Origin of the sequence: Mesobacillus subterraneus (assembly GCF_023715485.1) — a bacterium.
GTDB lineage: Bacteria > Bacillota > Bacilli > Bacillales > Cytobacillaceae > Mesobacillus > Mesobacillus subterraneus_B.
The window spans coordinates 152,391-175,802 of sequence record NZ_JAMBOF010000002.1 but is presented as its reverse complement, the minus strand read 5'-3'; the positions used below and the strand labels follow the sequence as shown (position 1 = coordinate 175,802).

The 23,412-nt window shown below is 42.1% G+C and carries 26 protein-coding genes; 20 read left to right on the top strand and 6 right to left on the bottom strand.

Going from position 1 to position 23,412, the window contains the following annotated elements; all coding sequences use genetic code 11:
• Window positions 1–79: 79 nt before the first annotated feature.
• The 11 genes from M3204_RS03430 (at window position 80) to M3204_RS03375 (ending at window position 11,150) form a co-directional block, all read left to right on the top strand.
• A complete protein-coding gene (locus tag M3204_RS03430; RefSeq protein WP_251478568.1) occupies window positions 80–2,401 on the top strand; it encodes a tape measure protein in 2,322 nt (773 codons plus the stop codon).
• 11 nt (window positions 2,402–2,412) lie between these two features.
• The gene (locus M3204_RS03425; protein ID WP_251478566.1) at window positions 2,413–3,852 is read left to right on the top strand and encodes a distal tail protein Dit; all 1,440 of its coding nucleotides are present in this window, start codon (window positions 2,413–2,415) and stop codon (window positions 3,850–3,852) included.
• Window positions 3,849–7,421, top strand: coding sequence for a phage tail spike protein (locus M3204_RS23625; protein WP_285856889.1), 3,573 nt, complete (start codon window positions 3,849–3,851; stop codon window positions 7,419–7,421). The genes M3204_RS03425 and M3204_RS23625 overlap by 4 nt, the downstream gene beginning before the upstream one ends.
• Window positions 7,422–7,426: 5 nt before the next feature.
• Window positions 7,427–7,726, top strand: a complete 300-nt coding sequence (locus M3204_RS03410; protein ID WP_251478564.1) for a hypothetical protein — start codon at window positions 7,427–7,429, stop codon at window positions 7,724–7,726.
• Window positions 7,727–7,738: 12 nt separating this feature from the next.
• Window positions 7,739–7,885, top strand: coding sequence for a hypothetical protein (locus M3204_RS03405; RefSeq protein WP_251478562.1), 147 nt, complete (start codon window positions 7,739–7,741; stop codon window positions 7,883–7,885).
• A gap of 64 nt (window positions 7,886–7,949) precedes the next feature.
• Window positions 7,950–8,192, top strand: a complete 243-nt coding sequence (locus M3204_RS03400) for a hemolysin XhlA family protein (protein WP_251478560.1) — start codon at window positions 7,950–7,952, stop codon at window positions 8,190–8,192.
• Window positions 8,193–8,205: 13 nt separating this feature from the next.
• The gene (locus M3204_RS03395; RefSeq protein ID WP_251478558.1) at window positions 8,206–8,457 is read left to right on the top strand and encodes a phage holin; all 252 of its coding nucleotides are present in this window, start codon (window positions 8,206–8,208) and stop codon (window positions 8,455–8,457) included.
• Between the two features lie 46 nt (window positions 8,458–8,503).
• Window positions 8,504–9,295: a peptidoglycan recognition protein family protein gene (locus M3204_RS23620; RefSeq protein WP_285856887.1), complete on the top strand. Its 792-nt coding sequence runs from the start codon at window positions 8,504–8,506 to the stop codon at window positions 9,293–9,295.
• A 56-nt stretch (window positions 9,296–9,351) separates the two neighbouring features.
• Window positions 9,352–9,537 (top strand): hypothetical protein, encoded by a 186-nt coding sequence (locus M3204_RS03385; protein WP_251478555.1) that lies wholly within the window; start codon window positions 9,352–9,354, stop codon window positions 9,535–9,537.
• 294 nt (window positions 9,538–9,831) lie between these two features.
• Complete coding sequence (locus M3204_RS03380; protein WP_251478553.1) at window positions 9,832–10,497, top strand: DUF3800 domain-containing protein; 666 nt, start codon at window positions 9,832–9,834, stop codon at window positions 10,495–10,497.
• Between the two features lie 437 nt (window positions 10,498–10,934).
• A complete protein-coding gene (locus M3204_RS03375) occupies window positions 10,935–11,150 on the top strand; it encodes a hypothetical protein (protein ID WP_251478551.1) in 216 nt (71 codons plus the stop codon).
• A 47-nt stretch (window positions 11,151–11,197) separates the two neighbouring features.
• Here M3204_RS03375 and M3204_RS03370 read toward each other — a convergent pair whose 3' ends face one another.
• The 6 genes from M3204_RS03370 to M3204_RS03345 all read right to left on the bottom strand — a co-directional run bounded on the left by M3204_RS03370 (window position 11,198) and on the right by M3204_RS03345 (window position 13,012).
• On the bottom strand, window positions 11,198–11,557 hold the full coding sequence (locus M3204_RS03370; RefSeq protein WP_251478549.1) for a hypothetical protein: 360 nt from the start codon (window positions 11,555–11,557) through the stop codon (window positions 11,198–11,200).
• Window positions 11,558–11,650: 93 nt separating this feature from the next.
• A complete protein-coding gene (locus M3204_RS03365) occupies window positions 11,651–11,848 on the bottom strand; it encodes a helix-turn-helix domain-containing protein (RefSeq protein WP_251478547.1) in 198 nt (65 codons plus the stop codon).
• A 94-nt stretch (window positions 11,849–11,942) separates the two neighbouring features.
• Window positions 11,943–12,158 (bottom strand): hypothetical protein, encoded by a 216-nt coding sequence (locus M3204_RS03360; RefSeq protein ID WP_251478545.1) that lies wholly within the window; start codon window positions 12,156–12,158, stop codon window positions 11,943–11,945.
• A gap of 66 nt (window positions 12,159–12,224) precedes the next feature.
• On the bottom strand, window positions 12,225–12,428 hold the full coding sequence (locus M3204_RS03355; RefSeq protein WP_285856886.1) for a helix-turn-helix domain-containing protein: 204 nt from the start codon (window positions 12,426–12,428) through the stop codon (window positions 12,225–12,227).
• Window positions 12,429–12,521: 93 nt separating this feature from the next.
• On the bottom strand, window positions 12,522–12,746 hold the full coding sequence (locus M3204_RS03350) for a hypothetical protein (RefSeq protein WP_251478541.1): 225 nt from the start codon (window positions 12,744–12,746) through the stop codon (window positions 12,522–12,524).
• A gap of 41 nt (window positions 12,747–12,787) precedes the next feature.
• Window positions 12,788–13,012, bottom strand: coding sequence for a helix-turn-helix domain-containing protein (locus tag M3204_RS03345; protein ID WP_251478539.1), 225 nt, complete (start codon window positions 13,010–13,012; stop codon window positions 12,788–12,790).
• A gap of 318 nt (window positions 13,013–13,330) precedes the next feature.
• Between M3204_RS03345 and M3204_RS03340 the strand changes: the two genes are divergently transcribed.
• From M3204_RS03340 to eno, 9 genes are all read left to right on the top strand, one after another.
• Complete coding sequence (locus M3204_RS03340; protein WP_251478537.1) at window positions 13,331–13,618, top strand: hypothetical protein; 288 nt, start codon at window positions 13,331–13,333, stop codon at window positions 13,616–13,618.
• 545 nt (window positions 13,619–14,163) lie between these two features.
• Window positions 14,164–15,510 carry an RNA polymerase factor sigma-54 gene (rpoN, locus tag M3204_RS03335; protein WP_251478535.1) on the top strand — a complete coding sequence of 449 codons (1,347 nt, stop codon included), beginning with the start codon at window positions 14,164–14,166 and terminating at the stop codon, window positions 15,508–15,510.
• Window positions 15,511–15,620: 110 nt separating this feature from the next.
• Window positions 15,621–15,878: a glutaredoxin family protein gene (locus tag M3204_RS03330; protein ID WP_251478532.1), complete on the top strand. Its 258-nt coding sequence runs from the start codon at window positions 15,621–15,623 to the stop codon at window positions 15,876–15,878.
• Between the two features lie 123 nt (window positions 15,879–16,001).
• A complete protein-coding gene (locus tag M3204_RS03325; protein ID WP_251478530.1) occupies window positions 16,002–17,027 on the top strand; it encodes a sugar-binding transcriptional regulator in 1,026 nt (341 codons plus the stop codon).
• Window positions 17,028–17,076: 49 nt separating this feature from the next.
• Window positions 17,077–18,084, top strand: coding sequence for a type I glyceraldehyde-3-phosphate dehydrogenase (gene gap, locus M3204_RS03320; RefSeq protein WP_213370605.1), 1,008 nt, complete (start codon window positions 17,077–17,079; stop codon window positions 18,082–18,084).
• Between the two features lie 131 nt (window positions 18,085–18,215).
• A complete protein-coding gene (locus M3204_RS03315) occupies window positions 18,216–19,400 on the top strand; it encodes a phosphoglycerate kinase (protein WP_251478528.1) in 1,185 nt (394 codons plus the stop codon).
• A gap of 193 nt (window positions 19,401–19,593) precedes the next feature.
• Window positions 19,594–20,355, top strand: coding sequence for a triose-phosphate isomerase (gene tpiA / locus M3204_RS03310; RefSeq protein ID WP_251478526.1), 762 nt, complete (start codon window positions 19,594–19,596; stop codon window positions 20,353–20,355).
• Complete coding sequence (gene gpmI, locus M3204_RS03305; RefSeq protein ID WP_251478524.1) at window positions 20,348–21,886, top strand: 2,3-bisphosphoglycerate-independent phosphoglycerate mutase; 1,539 nt, start codon at window positions 20,348–20,350, stop codon at window positions 21,884–21,886. Before tpiA ends, gpmI begins: the two co-directional genes overlap by 8 nt.
• Before the next feature lie 24 nt (window positions 21,887–21,910).
• Window positions 21,911–23,209 (top strand): phosphopyruvate hydratase, encoded by a 1,299-nt coding sequence (gene eno / locus M3204_RS03300; protein ID WP_251478522.1) that lies wholly within the window; start codon window positions 21,911–21,913, stop codon window positions 23,207–23,209.
• Window positions 23,210–23,412: the final 203 nt, after the last annotated feature.

Below are 23,412 nucleotides of genomic sequence, written 5' to 3'. Positions count from 1 at the left end.
CCAGCAATTTATGTTCAAGCTTTCGAAATCATCCAGCAAATGATTAATAAATACCAAGCAAATCGAAAGGAGGGCAAACATGGCAGGTAAAAATACGGTAGAGATTATCCTCTCTGCAAGAGACCAGGCAAGCAAAGCTGTAAAGGTAGCAATGGGTTCTGTTCAATCTTCTGCATCAGCTGCAATGTCAACTATCAAAAATGGCGCTATGGTCGCAACGGCTGCCATGGTCACATTAACTGGTGCCATCAGTAAAGTCGGCGTTGGCTACAATGCCATGATGGAGCAATCAGCCATTGCATGGGAAACGATTTTAGGTAGCCAGGAAGAAGCAAAGAAAACGCTAAAAGAACTGGAAATCATGGGTGCCAAAACTCCTTTCGAATTTGAAGGATTAGACAAGGCTGCCAAGCTATTAAACATGGCAGGCTATGAAGGTGACAATCTATTTAAGACTCTGACTGCAGTAGGTGATGCCGTTTCTGCAATCGGTGGAGGGCAGGATGAGTTGCAGGGCGTTTCCATGGCCATTTTCCAGATGGCATCGAAGGGGAAAATTTCAGCTGAAGAAATGAACCAGTTGGCAGAACGCGGTATCCCTGCATGGAAGATTATCGCAGAAGCCCAGGGCAAAAGCGTTCAGGAACTGATGAAGATGTCTCAGGATGGGAAACTATTTGCTGAACAGGTACTACCTCAATTGACTGAGGGTCTTGGGAGAAGATTTGGTGGAGCCATGGAGAAACAATCCCAAACGTTCAACGGGATGCTGTCCACTATAAAAGACAATCTGAAAATGATTTCTGCTGAGATGTCGAAGGACCTTTTCGAAAAATTGAAAAGTAGCATGCAAGGTGCTATTCCATTATTAAATGGATACATGGAGCTGATCAAAGGTGACTCCATTCAGTTCATTGAAATCATCACCAAGGCGTTCGGACAGGAACAAGGACTGAAAATAATTAAATTCTTTCTGGGTGCAAGGGATGCAATTCAGCAGTTCAAAGGTTATGTGGATCTAGCAAAGGAAACCATTAACGGAATGTTTAATGCTTTCTCAGGAAATGAAGGGGCAGCCGTTTCCATACTTCATAGAGTTGGGCTATCGTCTGAACAGGTTCAATTGGTCCTGTCAGCTGTTGAAATAGTTAAGACCTATATCACTGGATTACTGGCTTACTGGAAGATGGTTTTCTCAGGATGGATGGCAGCTGCAATTGCATTATGGAACTTCTTGCTTCCTTTAATAATCCCGGCACTGACAGCGGTGGTATCTTTTGTTAAGGAAAAACTAGATTTAATTAAACAATTTTGGGACGAGAATGGAGCCCAAATAGTCCTAGCTGCGAAAAATGCCTTTAAATTTTTGCTCAATATCATAAAGTTCATCATGCCAGCAGTACTTTTTATCGTTCAAATGGTATGGGAAAACATCAAAGGAGTAATAGACGGGGCCCTAAACATCATTATCGGATTAATCAAGATTTTCGCTGGTATTTTCACAGGCGATTTTTCAAAAATGTGGGAAGGAATTAAGCAACTCTTTTTTGGCGCAGTGGAATTCCTTTGGAATCTCATTAACTTGATGATGTTAGGAAGAATCCTCGGCGGAATCAAAGCCTTTATTACAAAAGGGGTTTCATCGTTTGCAGGCTTCTGGTCTAAAACGGTGGAAATTTTTAAAAACCTCGACGTTCATGTGGTTAATATCGTTAATGGATTCGTAGAGCGTGTAGTGGGATTCCTTAAAGGTTTGTATACACAAGGAGCACAAATCTTCGGAACCCTTCGAACCTTCGGTGTATCAATTTTCCAAGCTTTAGGTTCTGCCATCCGTACAGTAGTTAGTACACTTGTTCAAATTGTCATCGGACGATTCCAAAGCATGTACACCGGAGCGAAATTCGCATTCCAAGGATTGTTCAATGCAGCAAAGAGTATCTTTAGCAGCATCGGGAATGCCATAACCAATCCGATTAAAACAGCGAAGGACTTGATCCTTGGTTTTATCGGAAAGATTAAAAGCGCCTTTGCCAATATGGGCACGAAAATCCCGTTGCCACACTTTGCGGTTAGTAACTTTTCACTTAATCCAAAGGATTGGGTGAAAAATGGGCTCCCTAAACTATCAGTCGATTGGTATGACACAGGAGGTATCTTCTATGGACCTCAAATCATTGGTGTTGGTGAGAAACGCCCTGAATTCGTGGGTGCCCTTGACGACCTTAAGGACATCGTAAGAAGTGTTATCCGGGAGGAACAGCCAAGGCAGGAAACGGCTAGTGGACAAGTTCCGAAATATGCGATTATCAACATCGATGGCAAGCCATTTATGATGGCAGTTATGGATATATTCATAGATGAATATGAAAGAAGAATAGAAAGCAAGTTGGCGTTCTAGGAGGTAAGGACTTGTTAAAATTTAATGGACAGGACTTCAGTGGTCTGATAACGGTAACGAAGATAGAGGGAAGGGGACCATTCACTCAGGAAGTAAATCGTTTCTCCGTCTATGGTCGACCTGGATCTTATTATCAGGACCGTAGAACGCCAGAACGCCCTATAAAAGTCAGATTTGAATTGACTGGCAATTCCCTCTCAGATATAAGAAAAAAAGTAGACCAATTAAATCAATATCTGGATGTTAATGAACCAAAATCTATTGTCTTTTCCGATGAACCCGACAAAGAATATTTCGGGATGCCAGAGGGGCAACAAGACTGGGATGAATATATCTTCATAGGAAAAGGAGCAATCACTTTCCTATGCCCTGATCCTTTCAAATACGGACCATTACAATTCATCCAACCAGTCACAGATGCAACTGCACTGATAGTTTTAAACAACGAAGGTGCAGTTGGTGCTCCACCTAATATTAAGGTGACTTTGAAACAGTCCACCACTTATTTAGATATTATTGGGGACAAGGATTATATGAGGATTGGACGGCCAATGGATATTGATAAGGCTGCTGTGGCAGAAAAAGAAGCGATCCTGCATGATACGATGTCTACTCTAACAGGATGGGGAGATGCAGCCAATACGGACATCGATGGCGGGGAAGTAGTTGGAACGATGGCCAGTGATGGTGCAAAATTCTACGCTTCATCATTCGGAACTGGATCCAGCTGGCACGGACCGGCTAAAATTAAATCCCTTGGCCAAGAACTTACAGATTTTGAGGTCTCTTTACAGCCTATCCTGGATAATGATGACCTTTCAAAGATTGGGCGTATTGAGCTATATTTGCTCGATGTCAATAAAAACGCTGTAGGTAAATTGGCTATCAAAGACATTTCGAAAGGTCAAGGCGGTAACATCGTTGAAATTAGGATTGGAGATAGCGTAGTTAGCACTTTCTTAATAAACGAATATGGAACCAACTGGGATACTTGGCACAATTTTAACGGCTTGCTGCAACTGACGAAGAAAGGCAATAAATGGACTGCATATGTCTGCAAATTCATTGATGGACAAGCTGATCAGAGGACAGCCAGAAAACTAGTGGAATGGATAGACCTTGAGAATCAATTCACTCGAAAAGTAGCGCATGTCGTTGTCCATATTGGTGCCAACGGAACATCTATTCCTTCTCAAATGAGTATTCAAGATTTAAAGATTGATAAGATAAACCTGCTGACAGAAAGTCAGATCCCGTACATTGGTACAAGTGGAGACGTATTTGAATTTGATATGAAAACAGAGAAAATCCTAAAAAATGGAGATTTCTTTTATCGGAAAGATTTTGGAGCTCGCTTCTTTTACCTTAAACCAGGAGATAATCCTTTAGTGTTTAGCCCTCCTGAAGTAATTGGAAAGATTGAAGCAGAATGGAGGCCTCCGTATCGATGATTCATATACTGCACCATCAAACAGATAAAATTACCGGGTGGATCAGTATAGTCAAAGATGATAGCCACCAAAATTCCATAAAAAATGAAGAAGTATACAAATTTAAATTACTGGTTAACGAAAGCGGAGCTTCAGAAATAGCAGCGCGTTCTAGAATATTGATTCCTGATGAAGAGGCTGATTATCGAGAATTTGTGGTCTCCTATATAAACGAAACTACTTTTTCGATGGAAAAAGAGGTCGAAGCAAAAGGATCATTCGTCGATATTCGTAAAGCGAAAATCATTTCACCTCAAGTTCTTGATGCACAGACAATACAAACAGCTGCAGGACTGGTACTCAGTGACCAAGAATGGCAGGTAGGAATCGTCGATTACAGTGGCATTCGAAAGTGGACCATAGATCGACATCTTGACGCGTATGAAGCACTTAAGGCAATTGCTTCGCTGTTTGAGTGTGAAATAAGATTTAGGGTGACTGTGGACGGTGACCAGGTAACTGGACGCTATGTCGATTTCATCAAGAAACAAGGATTGAATCGTGGTAAGGAAATTGTGTTCGGCAAAGACTTAATCGGTATCAATCGAAAAGTTTACTCTGATCGTATTGTAACAGCATTACATTGTTTGGGGCCTGAAAGGCAAGATGGAACCAGGCTTGAGGTTGTCGTAACCGATGATGCAGCATTCCAGAACTGGAATCTTAAAGGAAAGCATTTGATTGAGTTGTATGAACCTGAATCAACAGATCAGGACATGACACTCGAGCGGCTAACTCAGTTAGGCGAGACAGAGCTGAAGAAACGAATTGCAGCTGCCATTGAATACGAAGTGGAAGCTGCAAGTCTTGAACACATCTTTGGATATGAGCATGAGATAACCAGGCTAGGAGATACAGTCAAAATTAAAGATGAGCATTTCAACCCTCCGATGTATTTAGAATCGAGGGTTATTTTTGTTGACCGTTCTATCTTCAATAAAGCGAAGAAGACCTTTAAGCTAGGTGAAGTGATCGAGTACAAAAAAGAAGATGTCATGAAGACCTGGAGGGAGCTGCAGGCCCTTTATGCGACAAAGGTAATAAAGTCACCTACTGCGCCACCAGGAAAGCCGAATATCATCTGGATCAAGACAGGTGGTTCTTCAGAAGTAGCACACAGCTGGGATGTTGGCTTACAACAATGGGTTCCGTTAAGCGGCAGCTATACATGGGTTATGTATGCCGATGATGCGAATGGACTGAAGATAAGTGCAGACCCTACAGGTAAATGTTATATTGGGCTTTCATATAACCAGACTGAGGAAACTCCTTCAATGGATCCTGCAGATTATACTTGGTCTCTATTCCAAGGACCTCAGGGTGTTCAAGGTCCTACTGGTGAGAATGGGCAACCAACGTACACCTGGATTAAATACGCAGATGATATTAATGGTACCAACATGTCGGATAGCCCCACAGGGAAAAAATATATTGGTTTGGCTCATAACAAAACGACAGCTGCAGAGAGCAATAATGTTGCAGATTATTCCTGGGCTCTTTTTCAAGGGCCCAAGGGCGAAAAGGGAGACCAGGGTGCACAGGGTCCTCAGGGATTGCAGGGGATTCAGGGCCAAAAAGGCGACCAGGGAATACAGGGACCAGTAGGGGCAGATGGTACATCATCTTACACTCACATAGCCTATGCGAACAGCGCTGATGGTTCCAGTGGCTTTTCTGTCAGTGATTCAACTAACAAACTCTATATAGGAATTTATGTAGATAGTAATCCAAATGACTCCACGAATCCCTCAGCTTATAATTGGACGTTGATAAAGGGTGCCGATGGTGCTCAAGGGCTACCGGGGCCAAAGGGAGATAACGGCTTAACACCTTATTTTCATACAGCCTGGGCGACGAACTCAACTGGGACAACTGGTTTTTCTACCACAGATTCAACCGGTCGAACATATATAGGTACCTACACAGATTATACGTCAGCAGATTCAACCGACCCTTCAAAATACTCCTGGCAACTGGTCATGGGTCCCAAAGGAGACACAGGCGCTACTGGACCAGTAGGACCTCAGGGGCCTCAAGGACCACAAGGACAAACAGGAAGCCAAGGACCAAAAGGAGATTCTGGACCAAGAGGGCCAGAGGCAGATGAAGCAATGCTTTTCGGTATAAATTCTTCTTTCTATGATTGGTCAGGAACCTATCCGGACGGTTATGCCTTAGGAGCGGGAAGTGCTCCAACAAAGGTGGCTTCTGATAATAAAGCTAATGGGAACGCTGTACAATATGTTGTTCCAGCTAATTCCAACACGTACATCTATAAATCTGTAACAAATGTAGGGTACAGCCAATATCTGACGTTGGAAGTCACCTTCAAACTTACAGCAGGAACCATAGACGGTGCTGGTGTTTTGATAAGAATGGAAGGGACAACCGATGTAGATACCATGATAAGATTTGCAGATTATGTTTCGAATCCTGTGTTGAATAAATGGTACACGATTACTGAGGTAATTAAACTTCCATCTGCAGCTATACCAGCTGGTTACACCGGTTTTACGATTTGGCCCATGGGTGGATGGACTGGATTGGGAGCAATTACATCTAAGACCATCCAGTTTGATTCTGTAAAGGTGCGAGCTGCCACAGATGCAGAACAGTATGGATTCGAAAATGGGTTATTGGTAAACGGTTGGGTTGCGAATGGCACAACGGAAATCGATGGAGGGAAAATCAAAGCTGATTCAGTTACATCTAGAGAGATCCTTGTGATGTACCTTTCAGCACTTTCAGCGAACCTCGGGTCGATAACTGCCGGTGATATCACAGGGGTCACCATGAATCTTGGTAACGGGAAATTTATTGTTGATGTGAATGGGAATGTCACGTTCAAAGGAGTATTATCTGGGGCCACAGGCTTATTCTCAGGGAAACTCTCAGTGACATCTACCAGTAATGGAACTGTTACCATTGAAAATGGGTTAATCCAATCCGTTAAAGACTCATGGATCACGAATGTTTATGCGGGTTTCCTAGAAGCAAAAATCGGAACTAGTAATACAGCAAAAGTCAATGGCAATGGCTTGTTTGTGGAAGGCTCTGGAGGAGATGGGGTCAGTGTTTATACCGGAAACTGGAATGGAGAGATACACGGAAACATTTGGGCTGACAGATTCTTAATGCTTTCAGCATATGGGGCTGAGAAAGCCCGAGTTATTGGAACAGGAATCAGTATTTCAGGAGCTAACAACGTTACAACTGCCGATCGTGGATGGATTGCACCAACCCTGTTGAATGGAATGGCGAACTACGGAAGCATTTATATGACTGCTGGTTACTATAAAGATGCTATGGGTTTTGTACATCTACGCGGGTTCTTAACAGGGGGTGCCGATGGAAAGACATTATTCACCTTACCAGTTGGGTATAGACCCTCACTCAGGCAGTTATTTTCATGCTGGTCCAATAACTCTGCCGGAAACGGCAGGATTGATGTCGACACTAGTGGAAATGTCATTGCAGTATCAGCAGGTAACTGGCTGGCGTTGGATGGCATTTACTTCTTAGGGGGGTGATTCGAATGATGATTCAGGTCAATAAAATTAATGAGGATGGTTACATCTTGGAACCAGTTGTGGTGAATGAAATGGATGTTCTCCAAGCTGATCTCATTTCACTCCCTGTCCCAGATGGTCTTTATATCCCTAAGTGGCAAAACAGGGCATGGGTTGAAGGAGCTACTGAAGAATATAAGTTTTCGGTGGACAACCCCAAGAAAGAACCGTCAGAATTAGAGACACTAAGGAAAGTGAATGCGGAATTAAAATCAAGACTGGAATCAACTGAGTTAGCAGTTGTCACATTAATGGACTTTATGTAAAAGGAGAAAGGAATGACTAATAATATGTATCAATTTGTCCTCAATATGTGGGTGTTTGGCAAGGTAACGGAAACTCAGGTTAATAGTTATGCAGCAAAAGGATTTATCACCGAGCAGGAAGCACAGCAGATATTAGCAACGCCACAGGAAGCCCAATAGGCTTTTTTATTTTGGCCAATAGAGATAATCGTTAGGGGGGAAGTGAGCATTGGAGGAGAATAGCGTGGATATTTGGAAACAGACCATACAAAAAGACATCGAAGAGATGAAAGGCGACATCCGACGACTCCAGGATAAAACACTTCTGCAGGATCAGACCATTCAGGGTATAAAGGATGCTCTGAAGGAAATCAAAGATGACACCAAATGGTTAAAACGCACGATAACTACTGCGCTTATCACTGCCACAATTGTTGCGGTTGTGGGTGGATCGATAACAATCGTTTTTGAAGTTTTTAAAGGATAAGGAGGAAAAGAAAATGTACGAACAACCGAAAACTTGGAAAGACTGGGCCATCCTATTATCAGGGTGGCTTTCATTATTTGCATTGGGATTAAAGGGGATCTTTAACGTGGATATTACTCCGTTTGCCGGTGACATCGCTGATTTTATTATCATGAGTATTTTTATAGCGGTCAATGCCTGGACTGTGTGGAAGAACACATATGTGAGTAAGAAGGCGCAGCTGCAGAAGAAGGCGCTTATAGCACAAGGAAAAATGAAGAAATAAAGCTGTCCTCTCGGGCAGCTTTTAATTTTGAAAGGAGTGAAATGTTATGGCTATTCCAGTGAAGCAAAACCTTGTACTTGTATCAAAGTATCATATTAAATGCCCTAATAGCATGACGCCTACCAGCATCACGGTCCACAACACTTACAACGATGCTAGTGCGGAAGCAGAAATTAATTATATGATCAGCAACGATAAAGAGGTGTCCTTCCACATAGCGGTTGATGGTGAAGAAGCTATTCTTGGCATTCCACTAAATCGGAATGCCTGGGCAGCAGGAGACGGTGGGAAAGGTCCCGGAAACCGATCATCTATCCATATCGAGATTTGTTACAGCAAGTCTGGCGGGCCTCGATACAGAGCTGCAGAATCCAAGACAATAAAACTAATCGCTCAGATGCTGAAAGAAAGAGGATGGGGAGTTGAGCGAGTCAAAAAGCATCAGGATTGGAGCGGTAAGTATTGTCCCCATAGAATTTTAAGCGAAGGAAGATGGGGGGACTTTAGAGCAGCTGTCGCTAAAGAGTTGGCTCGTTTGAACCAACCTGCTACCAAACCTGCAGCAAAGCCAGTAACAAAACCAAAGGAGGAAGAGGATATGTTAGAAAAAGCAGTAGTCATTAATGGATTCGAAGATTTCCCTGCAGCGGAGAGGCTGGCGATAAAGTTGGGGGCACCGATTTATCTACGGTCTGTAGCAAAAGGAAAGAAAGTGGCCAAGGAGCTTTATGTAGTTGGTGGATCCAAGGAGGGGATTGTTGCGGATAAAGTCACGCTTCTCTCTGGTCCTGACAGGTTTGCTACTGCCCAGGCGGTTGGAGGATTTTTGAAAAAATGAAGGACCTTGTTCTTCCCTGTCGAAATATAGATTTTGGCAGGGGGGAGGTGATAACAATGAAAATCCGATACATTTTTAAAGACGGAAGGTACTTTGAACAAGAGTTACCAAATGACGAAAAAACAGTAAGTGAACTATTTGGTCTAATTGTACGTGGAAAAAATAACAATGCTGAAATTAAAACAGACTCAGAAACTCTAAAATATGAGAAAGTAAATTCAGTCGAATTGATTTTCAGTTAAAAAGGTAGCCAGCTAATAGCATAATGCTTTAGCTGGTTTTTTAATAGAGGTGATTAATATGAGAATTGGGAATATAACCATCGACGAACATGGTAACATTGTATTTGCAGGAGAACTACAAAGCAAATAAAAATCAAGCCCTTCTCATTCGAGAGGGGCTTGATCATATTTATTCAATAATAAAAATTACAGTTTTATAATAACATATAACTTGCGCATTAAAAGTGTTATAATCATATTTACATCAAGATATATGCATTTGAAAATATCGCATATTGAAAGGGTATGTATAAAATGGGTGACAGGTTGATTTTAAATTTTGATGAGTCTGGTAATCTAGGAAAAAAAGGTAGATATTTTACTATTGCTTGCATTGAGATGCCTTATACAAAGCCATTGACTAATGTTATGAAAAAAGCAGTTTTAAAAACGAAGCAAAATTTTTCTGATTTTCAAAACATAGATGAAATTAAAGCAAGCGATTCTAACCCAATAATCAAAGATTATTTTCTTAGGAAAATCGCTTCTAAGGATTTAACTATCAGATATATTGTTGCCGACCTTCATCACGTAAAACCAAAATTACTTGAGGATGAGAACCTGCTTTATAATTTTATGCTTAAATTCATTATAGAACCCGTTGCAATGAAAAAAGGTCTTAAACACCTAGTGATTAACTTGGATAAGAGAACCATTAAAGTAGAATCAACAAACTCCTTTGAAAATTACATAAAAATTAGATTGAATTATGATTTGAATCTGGACCTCGATATAGAAGTTAATTATATTGAATCTCAAAATTCATACCCAATTCAGGCAGCAGATTTTGTAGCAAATGCTATTAATTCTAAATATGAATACGGTCATTGCTACAATTATGATTTAATTTCAGATAAAATTGTTCAAAAAGAACAATTTCCTCGGAGATTTTTCGGTCAACAAAAAGTGGTTAGTTTTTAAGTAACTTTTTTGTTTGCAAGTGAAAACAAATAATGTTAATATTAACTCATCAAATACGGCGCAAGTAAACCCTTTAAAATCGTGTGAAAATATCTTACACATAAACTGCCTGTGTGGTAGTCGATTTATTGGTTTTGCGCCATGTCACCCAAATTTTTAAAATTGACCAGGTATATTTGGCCTTTTTTTGAGCATATATAATAGCAAGATAGAGTAAGCCCTATAAAACGTGTGACAACTCTAACACATAAGCGGTCTGTATTGGCAGCCGTTTTATAGGCATCTATCATAAGAAAAAACCTTTCTCTCTTGAGAAGGTTTTTTTTATTTATTTTTAGCAGCAGGAGGTTTACGGCTGGTTTAAATGCAACAATATTGTGAACGACAAGGAAAAGTCCTTTCGTGTATTGAATTTTGATTACAAGGAGGGAATTAACTTGGGAAGAAGAGTACTGGAGAAGGTGCAGCCGATCTGCGTAGTCTGCCGGCAACCAATGCGAAAAGATGAAATGGTACAGGTGGATAAATTGTTTGATCATTTCACGCATTTTCATTGCTACGGTTTAAACAAGCTGGATATCAAAGAAGTTGGCAAGTTCGGTGAGATTGTCAAGGCAAACAAGAAATACAAAAAGTTATACCTGATTCAATAAAAAGAAGCCTCACTCAGAGTGGGGCTTATATCAGTTTGTTGACTTCCTCAGATTGCTCCCATGCCTTGAAGAATAATTTTGGCATCAGCGTTCAGATATGCTGGTGTATCTTTTCTTAATAGTAGGTTCGGATTATCCTTAACGAGCATCTTGATTCCTCTAACATCGAATTTATGGGCGTATGTATTTATTGCATTAATGATTGCCATATCCTTTTTTGTCAATGGTTGTCCACCTTCAGCTTGCAATTCCAGAAGGAAATCCAATAACTCTCTTGCATTCTTATTTAACATATTTTTATGATTATTTAAGATTTCAATATTTTCTTCAATATAAACCCTAGCGGTAGCAAATTCCATTTCTTCTACATATCTGTTAATCTTTGCTGTCAGTGCATCTAAGCTCAATCTATCCATCTCCTTGTTGTGGCTTCACTGATATATCGGAGTAAAAACATTTAATTTAAGGCTTTATAATTAGAAGCCACCTCAAAGAGTGGGTTATTCCACTTCTTCAGGATCTATACCATAGAAATCTGTTAACTTTTTTAATGTGGATTGACGGTGTTTTCCCTTGTCATTTTCAATTTGGCCTAGAGTCCTAGTCGTCATATGTAACCTTTCGCAAACTTCTTCTTGAGACATGTTTCTTTTAAATCTTTCGAGTCTTACCCGAGTGCCTAAGCTTTCGTTATTCATCTGTTAACCTCCCGATAGTATACAGAAGATTATATCACTGCAAAAAAAAAAATTAACCCATCTCATTCGAGAGGGGCTTTTTGAATTAATATCATTATAAAAAACGGCTATTAGAATACGGGCCTATCGTAAACATCCCAATCAATCCTATAAATGCCCCAATTGTGTAGGCTCCATTTCTCTTGAGTAGAATTTGGGTTACTAAGCCAGGTAACATAATCCATAATAATATTGGAACTAAAACTGAATTCATCACAGGTATAAAAACCTCAAAAAACTTGTCAAAAATAACTTCGTAAGATCCTAACATGTTATTACCTCCAAGGTAACTTAAGTTGTGATATGTAAAAAGTTCGATGTTCTAATAAATATCTTCTTATTCAATCGGGAAGGGATTTCCGTTCTGTAATTCGTAAAAATCGATTAACCTTTTGATGGTCTTTCCATTGACGCTTTTATCGTTTTCAATCCTACTAAGTGTTTTTATATTCATTTGAAGTGCTTCACAAACTTGTTCCTGGGTTAGGTTTCTTTTAAACCTTTCCATTCTCAATATCTCTCCTAAACTTTCAGGGTGCATATTAAAACTACAACTCCTTTCCATTTGTCTAAAGTTATTTCTTAATTTATATCGGATTGATCATCCATAACTTTTAAATCAAAAAAAGAAGCCCTAATCATCAAGATGGGCTTTTAACAGTTTAATGACTTTCACGGTTATATCCTCTTTTCCATCCACAATGACAGAAAGTAATCCTTCAACATCCATTTCCTTTTTTATCTCTTGGATACAGTCAATAGCAACTCGCTCTGGAGTTCTTCCTCTCTTATTAAATGACCCACTACGTTGTACTCTTATACCTCGAGATATAAATGTAATTGCTAAAACAATATTCATTGTGATCACCCTAAACTTCATTTTCCCAAGCGCTTAGGAATTTACATATCCCAAAAGTCACTCATTTTAGCTTCTGGATCAACTTTCCTGATGGCTCCTAATATTTTTTTCATAATATCTTGTCTCGGTATGTATTCCGGGTTGTTGCACACTTTTGTCAATGTGTTTTTACTGATCTTCGCTTCCCTTCCCAAATCCTGTTGGTTAAGACCTTTAGTGTCAAGCCATTTCCCCAATTTACTTCTAGGCTTCCCTACTCCCCACATGTAGTTTCACTCCTTTAATTATATATTCCAACTAGTGTCTCTATTTCCTTCATAAAAATGGAGTTTTACCATAGTTCCCAAAAACTCACGCCTTAATAAAATACAAATGGGAATAGAGGACAAGCGGTATCAAATATCCTTTACTAACGACGTCATAAGACGTCAAAGAAGGAGGCTATGGCATGAGAGGAACAGAACATGATAAACAAGAGAGATTGGTTCAAAACTCGAAAGACGAATCTGATATGGAATGGATCCTTGCATGCCCACTAATTTTGTTGATTGCGGCTGTATTTATATTTGAGGGAGGGACGTCATATGTATATACCCACTGTACGTTATGCAGATTGTTATCAACAGTATGTGGATAAGTTGTTCCAATCCACACACCTGGACAGGAATCAAATCATCAGGGCAGCGTTATTCACAGCTGCACACTCGGAGGAATTCTTAAAGTTGATGCGCGATAATCAAATAGCTGACGTCTCTCTGCCCTCCCCTTTATGGCAGCTGGATCAGATGGAACTAGGAGGGAGCAGGAACCGAAAACAACAGGAGAGAGGAAGGACGTCAATAATCATGATGACCGAGAGAGAAAAATTGTGATTAATAGCCGAGCTTCTACACCTGAATCAAGAGTTGCCCGAATCGAAAGACGTCAGTCATAGATCCAGGGACCAGATGGGAAGGTTCAAGAAAGAATCCAGACGTCAGGAGGCATCCATATACGAATCGGTTAGAAGAATTAAATTGAAGAAGGTGAAGGGAAGCTATGGGACATACGTCGTGAAAAAGAGGATTTTGTCAGAAGAGGATATGGCATGCATGTACGGAATAATCGTTGTGGTTATGCTTGCTATTGTTTTTTAAAATGTCCGTTTTTTGACCGACTGTTTGTTTAATTTAATTTTGTCTTATTATCGAAGTGAGGTGAAAAGTAAATGAAAATATACCTTGGTTGTTATCATTTTTTTCTATTATATAGACTTAGATTGTGGGTTCGATTCCTGCCGAGGGCGCTGCCAAAACCTCTTGTCTGATTTCAGGCGAGGGGTTTTCTTTTTTGTCCTTAGGTTAAAAGTCCTGATGCCAAATTCTTTCCATACACCAAACCCTATTTATCATGTAAAATGGGTGCAGGGGTGATTTGGATGGATCTTAAAGCTGGATTGTGGCAAAAGCAGACGTTAAAATTGGCGATGACTCAAGAGCTTTCCCAGGCGATTGCACTTTTGCAATACTCTGCCCAGGAGCTTGCTGCATTTCTTGAAGCTAAATCAATGGAAAATCCCCTGATTCAAGTGGACTATAAGAATATCAAAAATTTCGATACGAACATGGACCGCACGAAAAAGACGCAGAAGCGGACATTTGAGCGCGACCAGAAAAACTTAATTGAACAGATTGGTTCGAATGAGAGTGAGACTCTTGAAGACCATCTACTCTCACAATTGAACTTATTAACTGTCACACCTAACGAGAAACAAATTTTACATGCATTGATTGAAAGCATAGATGAAAACGGTTACCTGGATAACGGCCGTGTTGATGTCGCTAGGAGGTTTAATCTGACTGACGAGATGGTTGAATCCGCAATTTCAAAGCTTCACGGCCTGGACCCTGCGGGAATCGCTGCCAGGAACCTGCAGGAATGTTTGATTCTCCAGCTGGAGCGGACGCGCACTACGCCCGAAATTGATCTTTCAATAAAAATCATCTCCGAGCATTTCCTCCTTTTTGCCGAAAAAAAGTGGAAAGCGCTGGCGAAAATAATGGACATCGACATTAAAGACATCCAAAAAGTATTCGATTATGTCCAGCAGCTAAATCCAAAGCCAGGTGCTGCTTTCCAGCGGGAAAAGCCAGCGTACATCGTTCCCGATGTCGTAGTAAGGCGCGAGGGTGATGAGCTTTCGGTAAGCGTGTTTGATGCGCTCATTCCAAAGATTTCTTTTAATGAAGGCTATTACCGGGAGCTTTCAGGTCATAAGGACCCAGATGTGAATAAATTCCTACAGGAAAAGCAGGGAGATTACCAGTGGATCCAGCGCAGCCTCATGCAGCGGAAGGAAACGCTGCTAAAAGTATCGATGAAAATCATTGAAAAGCAGCCGGATTTTTTCATGAAAGGACCTGCTCATTTAAATCCGATGACCATGAGGGAAGTAGCTGAGGAGCTTGATATCCATGAATCAACGGTAAGCCGGACCGTCCGGGAAAAATATATGCAGACACCTGCAGGGACTTATGAGCTGAAATCATTTTTTACAAGTGCTTTGCAGACAACTGAGAATGATCAGGCGTCTTCGCAGAAAGTAAAAGCGGCGATTGAGCTCTTTATAAAAGAAGAGAATAAACAAAAACCGATTTCAGACCAGGATATAGTCGAAATGCTAAAAAACCGGGAGGGAATGGTTGTATCCCGCAGAACGGTGGCGAAATATCGTGACCAGCTCGGCATACCGTCGTCATCAAAGCGAAAACGGTTTGACGAATGAATGGCACTCGCCGAAGTTAGAAATATAATCATTTTTTAGGAATGAATCATTTTCTATAGCCCATATTGGTGAAACTACGGTTTGAAACCAGCTAAAAAAGGAGTTTCATTATGAAAACAGTCACACTCTACTCACGCCCGCGCTGCCATTTATGCGAAACAGCCAGAGAGATACTCAAGGAACTGCAGCAGCAATGGAATTTTTCAATAGAAGAAATCAACATCGACCTGGATGATGATCTGGTTGAAAAGTATGGGATCATGATTCCGGTCGTGGAACTGGACGGGGAAGAGCTTCAATACGGGATTATTAACAAAAAGTTCATAAGTGAAGCGTTTTCAAGAAAAAACCTTGAGTTTATCAGTTGAATAAGGTTTTCACTCCTGTTAGAATGAAATCTGTAGCAGGGGTGATTTTTTTTACCGCAGGTGGGACATAATATGTCTTGGCGGGACATTTTATGACCAACAAGTAAAAAGGAGAATATCATTATGCACAAACCGCTCATTGATATTCAAAAAAGAATATTGCCCGATTTAATGCAAGTTATGCAAAAACGATACCTCATCCTGCAGTACATAAACGTGATGCAGCCTGTAGGCAGGAGAAACCTTTCCGTTAGCTTGAACCTGACAGAACGGGTTTTGCGTTCAGAGGTTGAATTTTTGAAGGACCAGAATCTGATCTCGATGTCCGTTCAGGGAATGACCCTGACTGAAGAGGGAAAAGATATACTGGAAAGTCTTGATAGTGTAATGCGCGATATAATGGGTATAAATTCTTTAGAACGCCAACTAAAGGAGCGCATGGGCATCAGGAAAGTAATCGTTGTCCCTGGCGACAGCGACCGATCGCCATGGGTTAAAAGTGAGCTGGGGCGTGCGACAGCCATTTGCATGAAAGATCTTCTCCAAAGCAACAATATAATTGCTGTGACTGGAGGATCGACAATGGCGGCTGTGGCGGATATGCTGACGCCCGACTTTGGCGAGAAGGATTTGCTGTTTGTACCGGCACGGGGCGGAATTGGTGAAGACGTCAAGAATCAGGCAAACACGATTTGCGCAATCATGGCGGACAACACGAAATCGCGCCATCGCGTTTTTTATGTACCCGACCAGGTCAGCAGCGAGATTTACGAATCCTTCATTAAGGAGCCGCTGATTTACGAAGTATGGAATTTAGTGAAATCAGCTAGCATGGTTTTACATGGTATTGGAGACGCTATTACAATGGCGGAACGTCGTAATACCAGCCCTGAGGATTTACAGAAAATCCTCGATGGAAATGCAGTTGGCGAGGCTTTCGGCTATTATTTTAACGAAGGCGGGGAAATCGTCCACAAAGTGCTGACGATTGGACTTCAGTTGAACGATCTCGCGAATATTGGCGATGTCATTGCGGTTGCCGGCGGCGAATCAAAGGCAAAGGCGATCAGAGCCTATATGAAACAGGCCCCTTCCTCAACCATCCTGATCACAGATGAGGGAGCCGCCAAAACATTGTTACAAGGGTAACACCTTTATATAAACAACATTCTTTAAGGAATCAAAGGAGGAAATACTCATGGCAGTAAAAGTTGGTATTAACGGATTTGGACGTATTGGACGCGTAGTTTTCCGCGCAGCATTGAACAACCCTAACGTAGAAGTAGTGGCAGTTAACGATTTAACGGATGCAAACATGCTTGCTCATCTTTTAAAATATGACACTGTACACGGTACTTTAAATAAAGAAATTACAGTTGACGGCGACTATCTTGTAGTTGACGGCCACAAAGTAAAAGTTCTTGCTGAAAGAGATCCAGCTCAACTTGGCTGGGGCGACCTAGGCGTAGAAGTAGTTGTAGAATCTACTGGACGTTTCACTAAGCGCGCAGACGCAGCGAAACACCTTGAAGCAGGCGCTAAGAAAGTTATCATTTCTGCTCCAGCATCTGACGAAGATATCACAATCGTTATGGGTGTTAACGACGACAAGTACGATGCAGCTAACCACCATGTAATCTCTAATGCATCTTGTACGACAAACTGCTTGGCTCCATTTGCAAAAGTATTGAACGACAACTTCGGCATCAAGCGCGGTATGATGACAACTGTTCACTCATACACAAATGACCAGCAAATTCTTGACCTTCCGCACAAAGACTACCGTCGTGCACGCGCAGCTGCGGAAAACATCATTCCTACAACTACTGGTGCTGCAAAAGCAGTTTCTCTAGTATTGCCTGAGCTTAAAGGCAAATTGAATGGTGGAGCTATGCGTGTTCCAACTCCAAACGTATCATTGGTTGACCTTGTTGCTGAGCTTGACAAAGATGTAACTGTTGAAGAAATCAACGCTGCATTCAAGAAAGCTTCTGAAGGCGAACTTAAAGGAATCCTTGGCTACAGCGAAGAGCCGCTTGTATCAAGCGACTACAACGGCAACGCTTACTCTTCTACAATCGATGCACTTTCAACAATGGTTATGGAAGGCAGCATGGTAAAAGTAATTTCTTGGTATGACAACGAGTCTGGTTACTCTAACCGTGTAGTTGACCTTGTAGATTTCATCGCTAAAAAAGGTCTGTAAGCTATCATTGGATAAACTATCCATTAACGACTATAATGTAGTGGAATGAAAAAAGGGGAGCGGGGAAAAGTCCCTCTCCTCTTTTTCTGCTTAAACGCGCATTAGCGCGATTTTAAAGGAGGTCTCTAGCCTTGAATAAAAAGACAGTTAAAGATGTGGATGTAAAAGGAAAACGAGTTTTTTGCCGCGTTGATTTTAACGTGCCGATGAAGGATGGACAAGTAACGGACGATACAAGGATCCGTGCTGCACTTCCAACAATCCAGTATCTAGTTGAGCAGGGAGCGAAAGTCCTTCTTGCAAGCCACCTTGGCCGTCCAAAAGGGCAGGCTGTTGAGGATTTGCGTTTAACTCCGGTAGCAAAGCGTTTGTCTGAGCTGCTTGGCAAGGATGTAAAGAAAACAGATGAAGCTCATGGCGATTCTGTGAAATCTGAAATCGACAGCATGAACGAGGGCGATGTCCTGCTTCTTGAGAATGTCCGCTTCTATCCTGGCGAAGAGAAGAATGATCCTGAACTTGCAAAGGCATTTGCAGAGCTTGCAGATGTATATGTAAACGATGCTTTTGGAGCTGCACACCGTGCACATGCTTCAACAGAAGGCATCGCAAAGTACATTCCAGCTGTATCAGGCTTCCTGATGGAAAAAGAACTTGAGGTCCTTGGAAAAGCTTTATCAAACCCTGAACGTCCGTTTACAGCAATTATTGGCGGCGCGAAGGTTAAGGACAAGATTGGTGTCATAGACAACCTATTAGAAAAAGTAGACAACCTGATTATCGGCGGCGGACTTGCTTATACATTCATAAAGGCACAGGGCCACGAAGTAGGCAAATCTCTTTTAGAAGAAGATAAAATTGAATTGGCTAAGACGTTCATGGAAAAAGCAAAGGCAAAGGGCGTTAACTTCTATATGCCAGTTGATGCAATCGTTGCTGATGATTTTTCTGCTGATGCAAATACAAAGGTCGTTGCGATTGAAGAAATTCCTGCAGACTGGGAAGCTCTTGATATCGGACCTAAAACAGCTGAAACATACCGCGAAGTGATTCAAAAGTCTAAATTGGTCATCTGGAATGGACCAATGGGCGTATTTGAAATCGACAAATTCGCTGAAGGAACAAAAGCTGTAGCACAAGCGTTAGCCGATGCAAGCGATACATATTCTGTCATCGGCGGAGGAGACTCTGCAGCAGCTGTTGAAAAGTTCAACCTGGCTGACAAAATGAGCCACATCTCAACGGGCGGCGGAGCTTCCCTTGAATTCATGGAAGGCAAAGAGCTTCCAGGCGTTGTAGCATTGAACGATAAATAAGCTTTGATTCAATAAGTTAATAGTAGCGGCAGCTGGAGGGTGCGGATCCTGCGAGCTGCTGCACTACTGATTTTTTAAAAACAACAGCCCAACATCCAGTGGGGAATTATAAAAAGCTTTTACACATGTATATTAAGCTTAAATGAACCAATACTGCATAAACAAAGCAGGAAACTCGAAAGGAAGTGTCAGCATGCGAAAACCTATTATTGCTGGTAACTGGAAAATGCATAAAACGCTGCCTGAAGCTAAGAAATTCATTGAAGAAGTAACCGGCCTTGTCCCTTCAAAGGATAAAGTCGAATCCGTTGTTTGCGCTCCGGCATTGTTCCTTGGACAATTGGTTGAGCTAACAAAGGAATCCGACCTTGAAATCGGGGCACAAAATATGCATTTTGAAGAAAACGGTGCTTTTACAGGCGAAATCAGCCCGGCTGCACTAGAAGAAATCGGTGCAAAATATGTTGTCATCGGACACTCTGAACGCCGTGAGATGTTCAATGAAACGGATGAAACGGTAAACAAAAAGACTTTGTCAGCATTTAAATACAATTTGACTCCAATTGTTTGCTGTGGTGAAACACTGGAGCAGCGTGAAAATGGCGAAACAAATGAATTTGTTGGCGGACAGATCAAAGCAGCGCTTAACGGTCTTTCTGATGAGCAGGTTAAGCAAACTGTCATCGCTTACGAGCCAATCTGGGCGATTGGAACAGGCAAATCTTCTACTGCTGAAGATGCAAACGAAACTTGCGCGCATATCCGCAAGGTCATCGCAGAGCAATTCTCACAGGAAGTGGCTGAAGCAGTCCGCATTCAATATGGCGGAAGCGTAAAGCCAGGAAACATCCAGGAATATATGTCCCAGCCTGATATCGACGGCGCATTAGTCGGCGGAGCAAGCTTAGAGACGGATTCCTTCTTGCAATTATTGGAGGCAGGTACTCATGAGTAAACAGTCACCAACAGCTTTAATCATTCTGGACGGCTTCGCACTTCGCGGCGAACGGATGGGAAATGCCGTTGCCCAAGCTAAGAAGCCAAATTTCGACCGTTACTGGAACAACTTTCCGCATGCACAGCTGATCGCAAGCGGTGAAGCGGTTGGCCTGCCAGAGGGCCAAATGGGAAACTCTGAGGTTGGCCACTTGAACATTGGTGCCGGCCGAATCGTTTACCAGAGTCTTACACGCGTGAACATTTCAATTCGTGAAGGCGAATTTGAAAAGAACGAAACCTTCCTTGCGGCGATCAAGCATGCGAAGGAAAAGGGTACAGCGCTGCATTTGATGGGCTTGCTTTCCGACGGTGGCGTGCACAGCCATATTGAGCATATGTTTGCTCTTTTAAAGCTTGCTGCAGACGAAGGCCTTGAAAAGGTGTATGTACACGGATTCCTTGATGGCCGTGATGTTGGCCCGCAAACAGGACCAGGATATATTAAACAAACATTAGAAAAAATGAGTGAAATCGGAGTCGGTGAATTTGCGACGATTTCTGGGCGATACTATTCTATGGACCGCGACAAGCGCTGGGAGCGAGTGGAGAAATCCTACCGTTCAATGGTGTACGGTGATGGACCTACGTATTCAAACCCAATGGAACTGATCGAAGATAACTACAACAATGGAATCTTTGATGAATTCGTTGTCCCATCTGTCCTTGTTCAGCCAGATGGTTCACCAGTTGCGACAGTCAAGAACGACGATGCTGTCATTTTTTACAACTTCCGTCCAGACCGTGCAATCCAGATTTCCAACACTTTTACAAATAAAGACTTCCGTTCATTTGAACGTGGCGAAACTCACCCTGAGAACCTGCACTTTGTTTGTTTAACGCATTTCAGCGAAACGGTTGATGGCTTTGTTGCATTTGAACCGTCAAACCTGGATAATACGGTTGGTGAAGTAATTTCACAGGCTGGCATGACACAGCTGCGCATCGCTGAAACGGAAAAGTATCCACACGTAACGTTCTTCATGAGCGGCGGCCGTGAAAGTGAGTTTCCAGGAGAAACGAGATTATTGATCAACTCTCCGAAGGTTGCAACCTATGATTTGCAGCCGGAAATGAGCGCTTATGAACTGACGGACGCACTGGTAAAAGAAATCGAAGCAGATAAGTTCGATGCCATTCTTTTAAACTTTGCAAATCCGGACATGGTTGGACACTCAGGTATGCTTGAGCCAACAATCAAAGCGGTTGAAACAGTTGATGAATGCCTTGGCCGTATCGTTGACCTGATCGTTTCAAAGGGTGGTACAGCAATCATCACCGCTGACCACGGCAATGCTGATGAAGTTGTTACCCTTGAAGGTTCACCAATGACAGCACATACGACAAACCCGGTGCCTGTTATTGTAACGAAGCCCGGTGTTGAACTCCGTGAAGGGGGAAAGCTTGGCGACCTTGCACCAACAATGCTTGAACTTTTAGGTCTTGAAAAGCCAGCAGAAATGACTGGAACATCTTTGGTTAAAAAATAACTTTAAAAATAAGGAGAGATTACTATGCCATTCATTACAGACGTATACGCACGCGAAGTATTAGATTCCCGCGGTAACCCAACAGTTGAGGTAGAAGTTTTCACAGAATCAGGCGCGTTCGGACGCGCACTAGTTCCAAGCGGTGCTTCAACTGGTGAATACGAAGCAGTTGAACTTCGTGACGGCGACAAAGGCCGCTACCTTGGAAAAGGTGTTTTAAAAGCAGTTGAAAACGTGAACGAAATCATCGCACCATTCTTGGTAGGCGAAGAGTTCAACGTTCTTGACCAAAATGGGATCGACATGGCTCTAATCGAATTAGATGGAACTGAAAACAAAGGCAAGCTCGGCGCTAACGCAATCCTTGGCGTTTCCATGGCTGTTGCACACGCTGCTGCAGACTACCTTGACCTACCTTTATACCAATACCTTGGCGGATTCAACTCCAAGCAGCTTCCAGTTCCAATGATGAACATCGTTAACGGTGGCGAGCACGCTGACAACAACGTGGACATCCAGGAATTCATGGTTATGCCTGTTGGAGCAGAAAACTTCCGTGAAGCACTTCGCATGGGAACTGAAATCTTCCACAGCTTGAAAGCAGTTTTAAAAGAAAAAGGCTTGAACACAGCTGTAGGTGACGAAGGTGGATTCGCTCCAAACCTAGGTTCAAACGAAGAAGCTCTTCAAACAATTGTTACAGCAATCGAAAAAGCAGGCTACAAGCCAGGCGAGCAAGTAATGCTGGCTATGGATGCTGCATCTTCTGAGTTCTACAACAAAGAAGACGGCAAGTACCACCTTTCTGGTGAAGGCGTAGTGAAAACTTCTGCTGAAATGGTTGACTGGTACGAAGAAATGGCTTCTAAATACCCAATCATCTCAATCGAAGACGGTTTGGATGAAAACGACTGGGAAGGCCACAAGCTATTGACTGAGCGCCTTGGCGGAAAAGTTCAGCTTGTTGGAGATGACCTGTTCGTTACGAACACGAAGAAGCTTGCTCAAGGTATCGAGCAAGGCGTTGGCAACTCAATCCTGATCAAAGTTAACCAAATCGGTACTTTGACAGAAACTTTCGACGCAATCGAAATGGCGCAGCGCGCAGGCTACACAGCTGTAATCTCTCACCGTTCTGGTGAAACAGAAGATTCAACAATCGCTGACATCGCAGTTGCAACAAACGCTGGCCAGATCAAAACTGGTGCACCATCACGTACAGACCGCGTAGCGAAATACAACCAGCTTCTTCGCATCGAAGACCAGCTTGGCGAAACAGCTCGCTTCAACGGAATCAAATCTTTCTACAACCTTAAGAAGTAATTTAATGGGTGTTCGCTCCAGTAGCGACATTAACCCCGTATAACAAAACGCCGGTGGCATGACGATGCTGCCGGTGTTTTTTGTTGTTCGCTCGATAATTTTGGGTAGAGGAATCTCCTAAGAACTTGAATAAACTTATCAAATTATGAAGCTGAAAGTGATTTCTTAGACATTTCCGGAGGAGCATCAGGTCAAATGTCTAA

Excerpts from the sequence above, each read along its gene's own strand:
- M3204_RS03350 (WP_251478541.1), bottom strand. The coding sequence starts at position 12,746 with ATGAATATTGTTTTAGCAATTACATTTATATCTCGAGGTATAAGAGTA.
- M3204_RS03430 (WP_251478568.1), top strand. The coding sequence starts at position 80 with ATGGCAGGTAAAAATACGGTAGAGATTATCCTCTCTGCAAGAGACCAG.
- M3204_RS03385 (WP_251478555.1), top strand. The coding sequence starts at position 9,352 with ATGAAAATCCGATACATTTTTAAAGACGGAAGGTACTTTGAACAAGAG.
- M3204_RS03355 (WP_285856886.1), bottom strand. The coding sequence starts at position 12,428 with ATGCACCCTGAAAGTTTAGGAGAGATATTGAGAATGGAAAGGTTTAAA.
- M3204_RS03360 (WP_251478545.1), bottom strand. The coding sequence starts at position 12,158 with ATGTTAGGATCTTACGAAGTTATTTTTGACAAGTTTTTTGAGGTTTTT.
- M3204_RS03395 (WP_251478558.1), top strand. The coding sequence starts at position 8,206 with ATGTACGAACAACCGAAAACTTGGAAAGACTGGGCCATCCTATTATCA.
- eno (WP_251478522.1), top strand. The coding sequence starts at position 21,911 with ATGCCATTCATTACAGACGTATACGCACGCGAAGTATTAGATTCCCGC.
- M3204_RS03405 (WP_251478562.1), top strand. The coding sequence starts at position 7,739 with ATGACTAATAATATGTATCAATTTGTCCTCAATATGTGGGTGTTTGGC.
- tpiA (WP_251478526.1), top strand. The coding sequence starts at position 19,594 with ATGCGAAAACCTATTATTGCTGGTAACTGGAAAATGCATAAAACGCTG.
- M3204_RS03325 (WP_251478530.1), top strand. The coding sequence starts at position 16,002 with ATGCACAAACCGCTCATTGATATTCAAAAAAGAATATTGCCCGATTTA.
- M3204_RS23620 (WP_285856887.1), top strand. The coding sequence starts at position 8,504 with ATGGCTATTCCAGTGAAGCAAAACCTTGTACTTGTATCAAAGTATCAT.
- M3204_RS03410 (WP_251478564.1), top strand. The coding sequence starts at position 7,427 with ATGATGATTCAGGTCAATAAAATTAATGAGGATGGTTACATCTTGGAA.
- gap (WP_213370605.1), top strand. The coding sequence starts at position 17,077 with ATGGCAGTAAAAGTTGGTATTAACGGATTTGGACGTATTGGACGCGTA.
- rpoN (WP_251478535.1), top strand. The coding sequence starts at position 14,164 with ATGGATCTTAAAGCTGGATTGTGGCAAAAGCAGACGTTAAAATTGGCG.
- M3204_RS03365 (WP_251478547.1), bottom strand. The coding sequence starts at position 11,848 with ATGAATAACGAAAGCTTAGGCACTCGGGTAAGACTCGAAAGATTTAAA.
- gpmI (WP_251478524.1), top strand. The coding sequence starts at position 20,348 with ATGAGTAAACAGTCACCAACAGCTTTAATCATTCTGGACGGCTTCGCA.
- M3204_RS03330 (WP_251478532.1), top strand. The coding sequence starts at position 15,621 with ATGAAAACAGTCACACTCTACTCACGCCCGCGCTGCCATTTATGCGAA.
- M3204_RS03340 (WP_251478537.1), top strand. The coding sequence starts at position 13,331 with ATGTATATACCCACTGTACGTTATGCAGATTGTTATCAACAGTATGTG.
- M3204_RS03380 (WP_251478553.1), top strand. The coding sequence starts at position 9,832 with ATGGGTGACAGGTTGATTTTAAATTTTGATGAGTCTGGTAATCTAGGA.
- M3204_RS03345 (WP_251478539.1), bottom strand. The coding sequence starts at position 13,012 with ATGTGGGGAGTAGGGAAGCCTAGAAGTAAATTGGGGAAATGGCTTGAC.
- M3204_RS23625 (WP_285856889.1), top strand. The coding sequence starts at position 3,849 with ATGATTCATATACTGCACCATCAAACAGATAAAATTACCGGGTGGATC.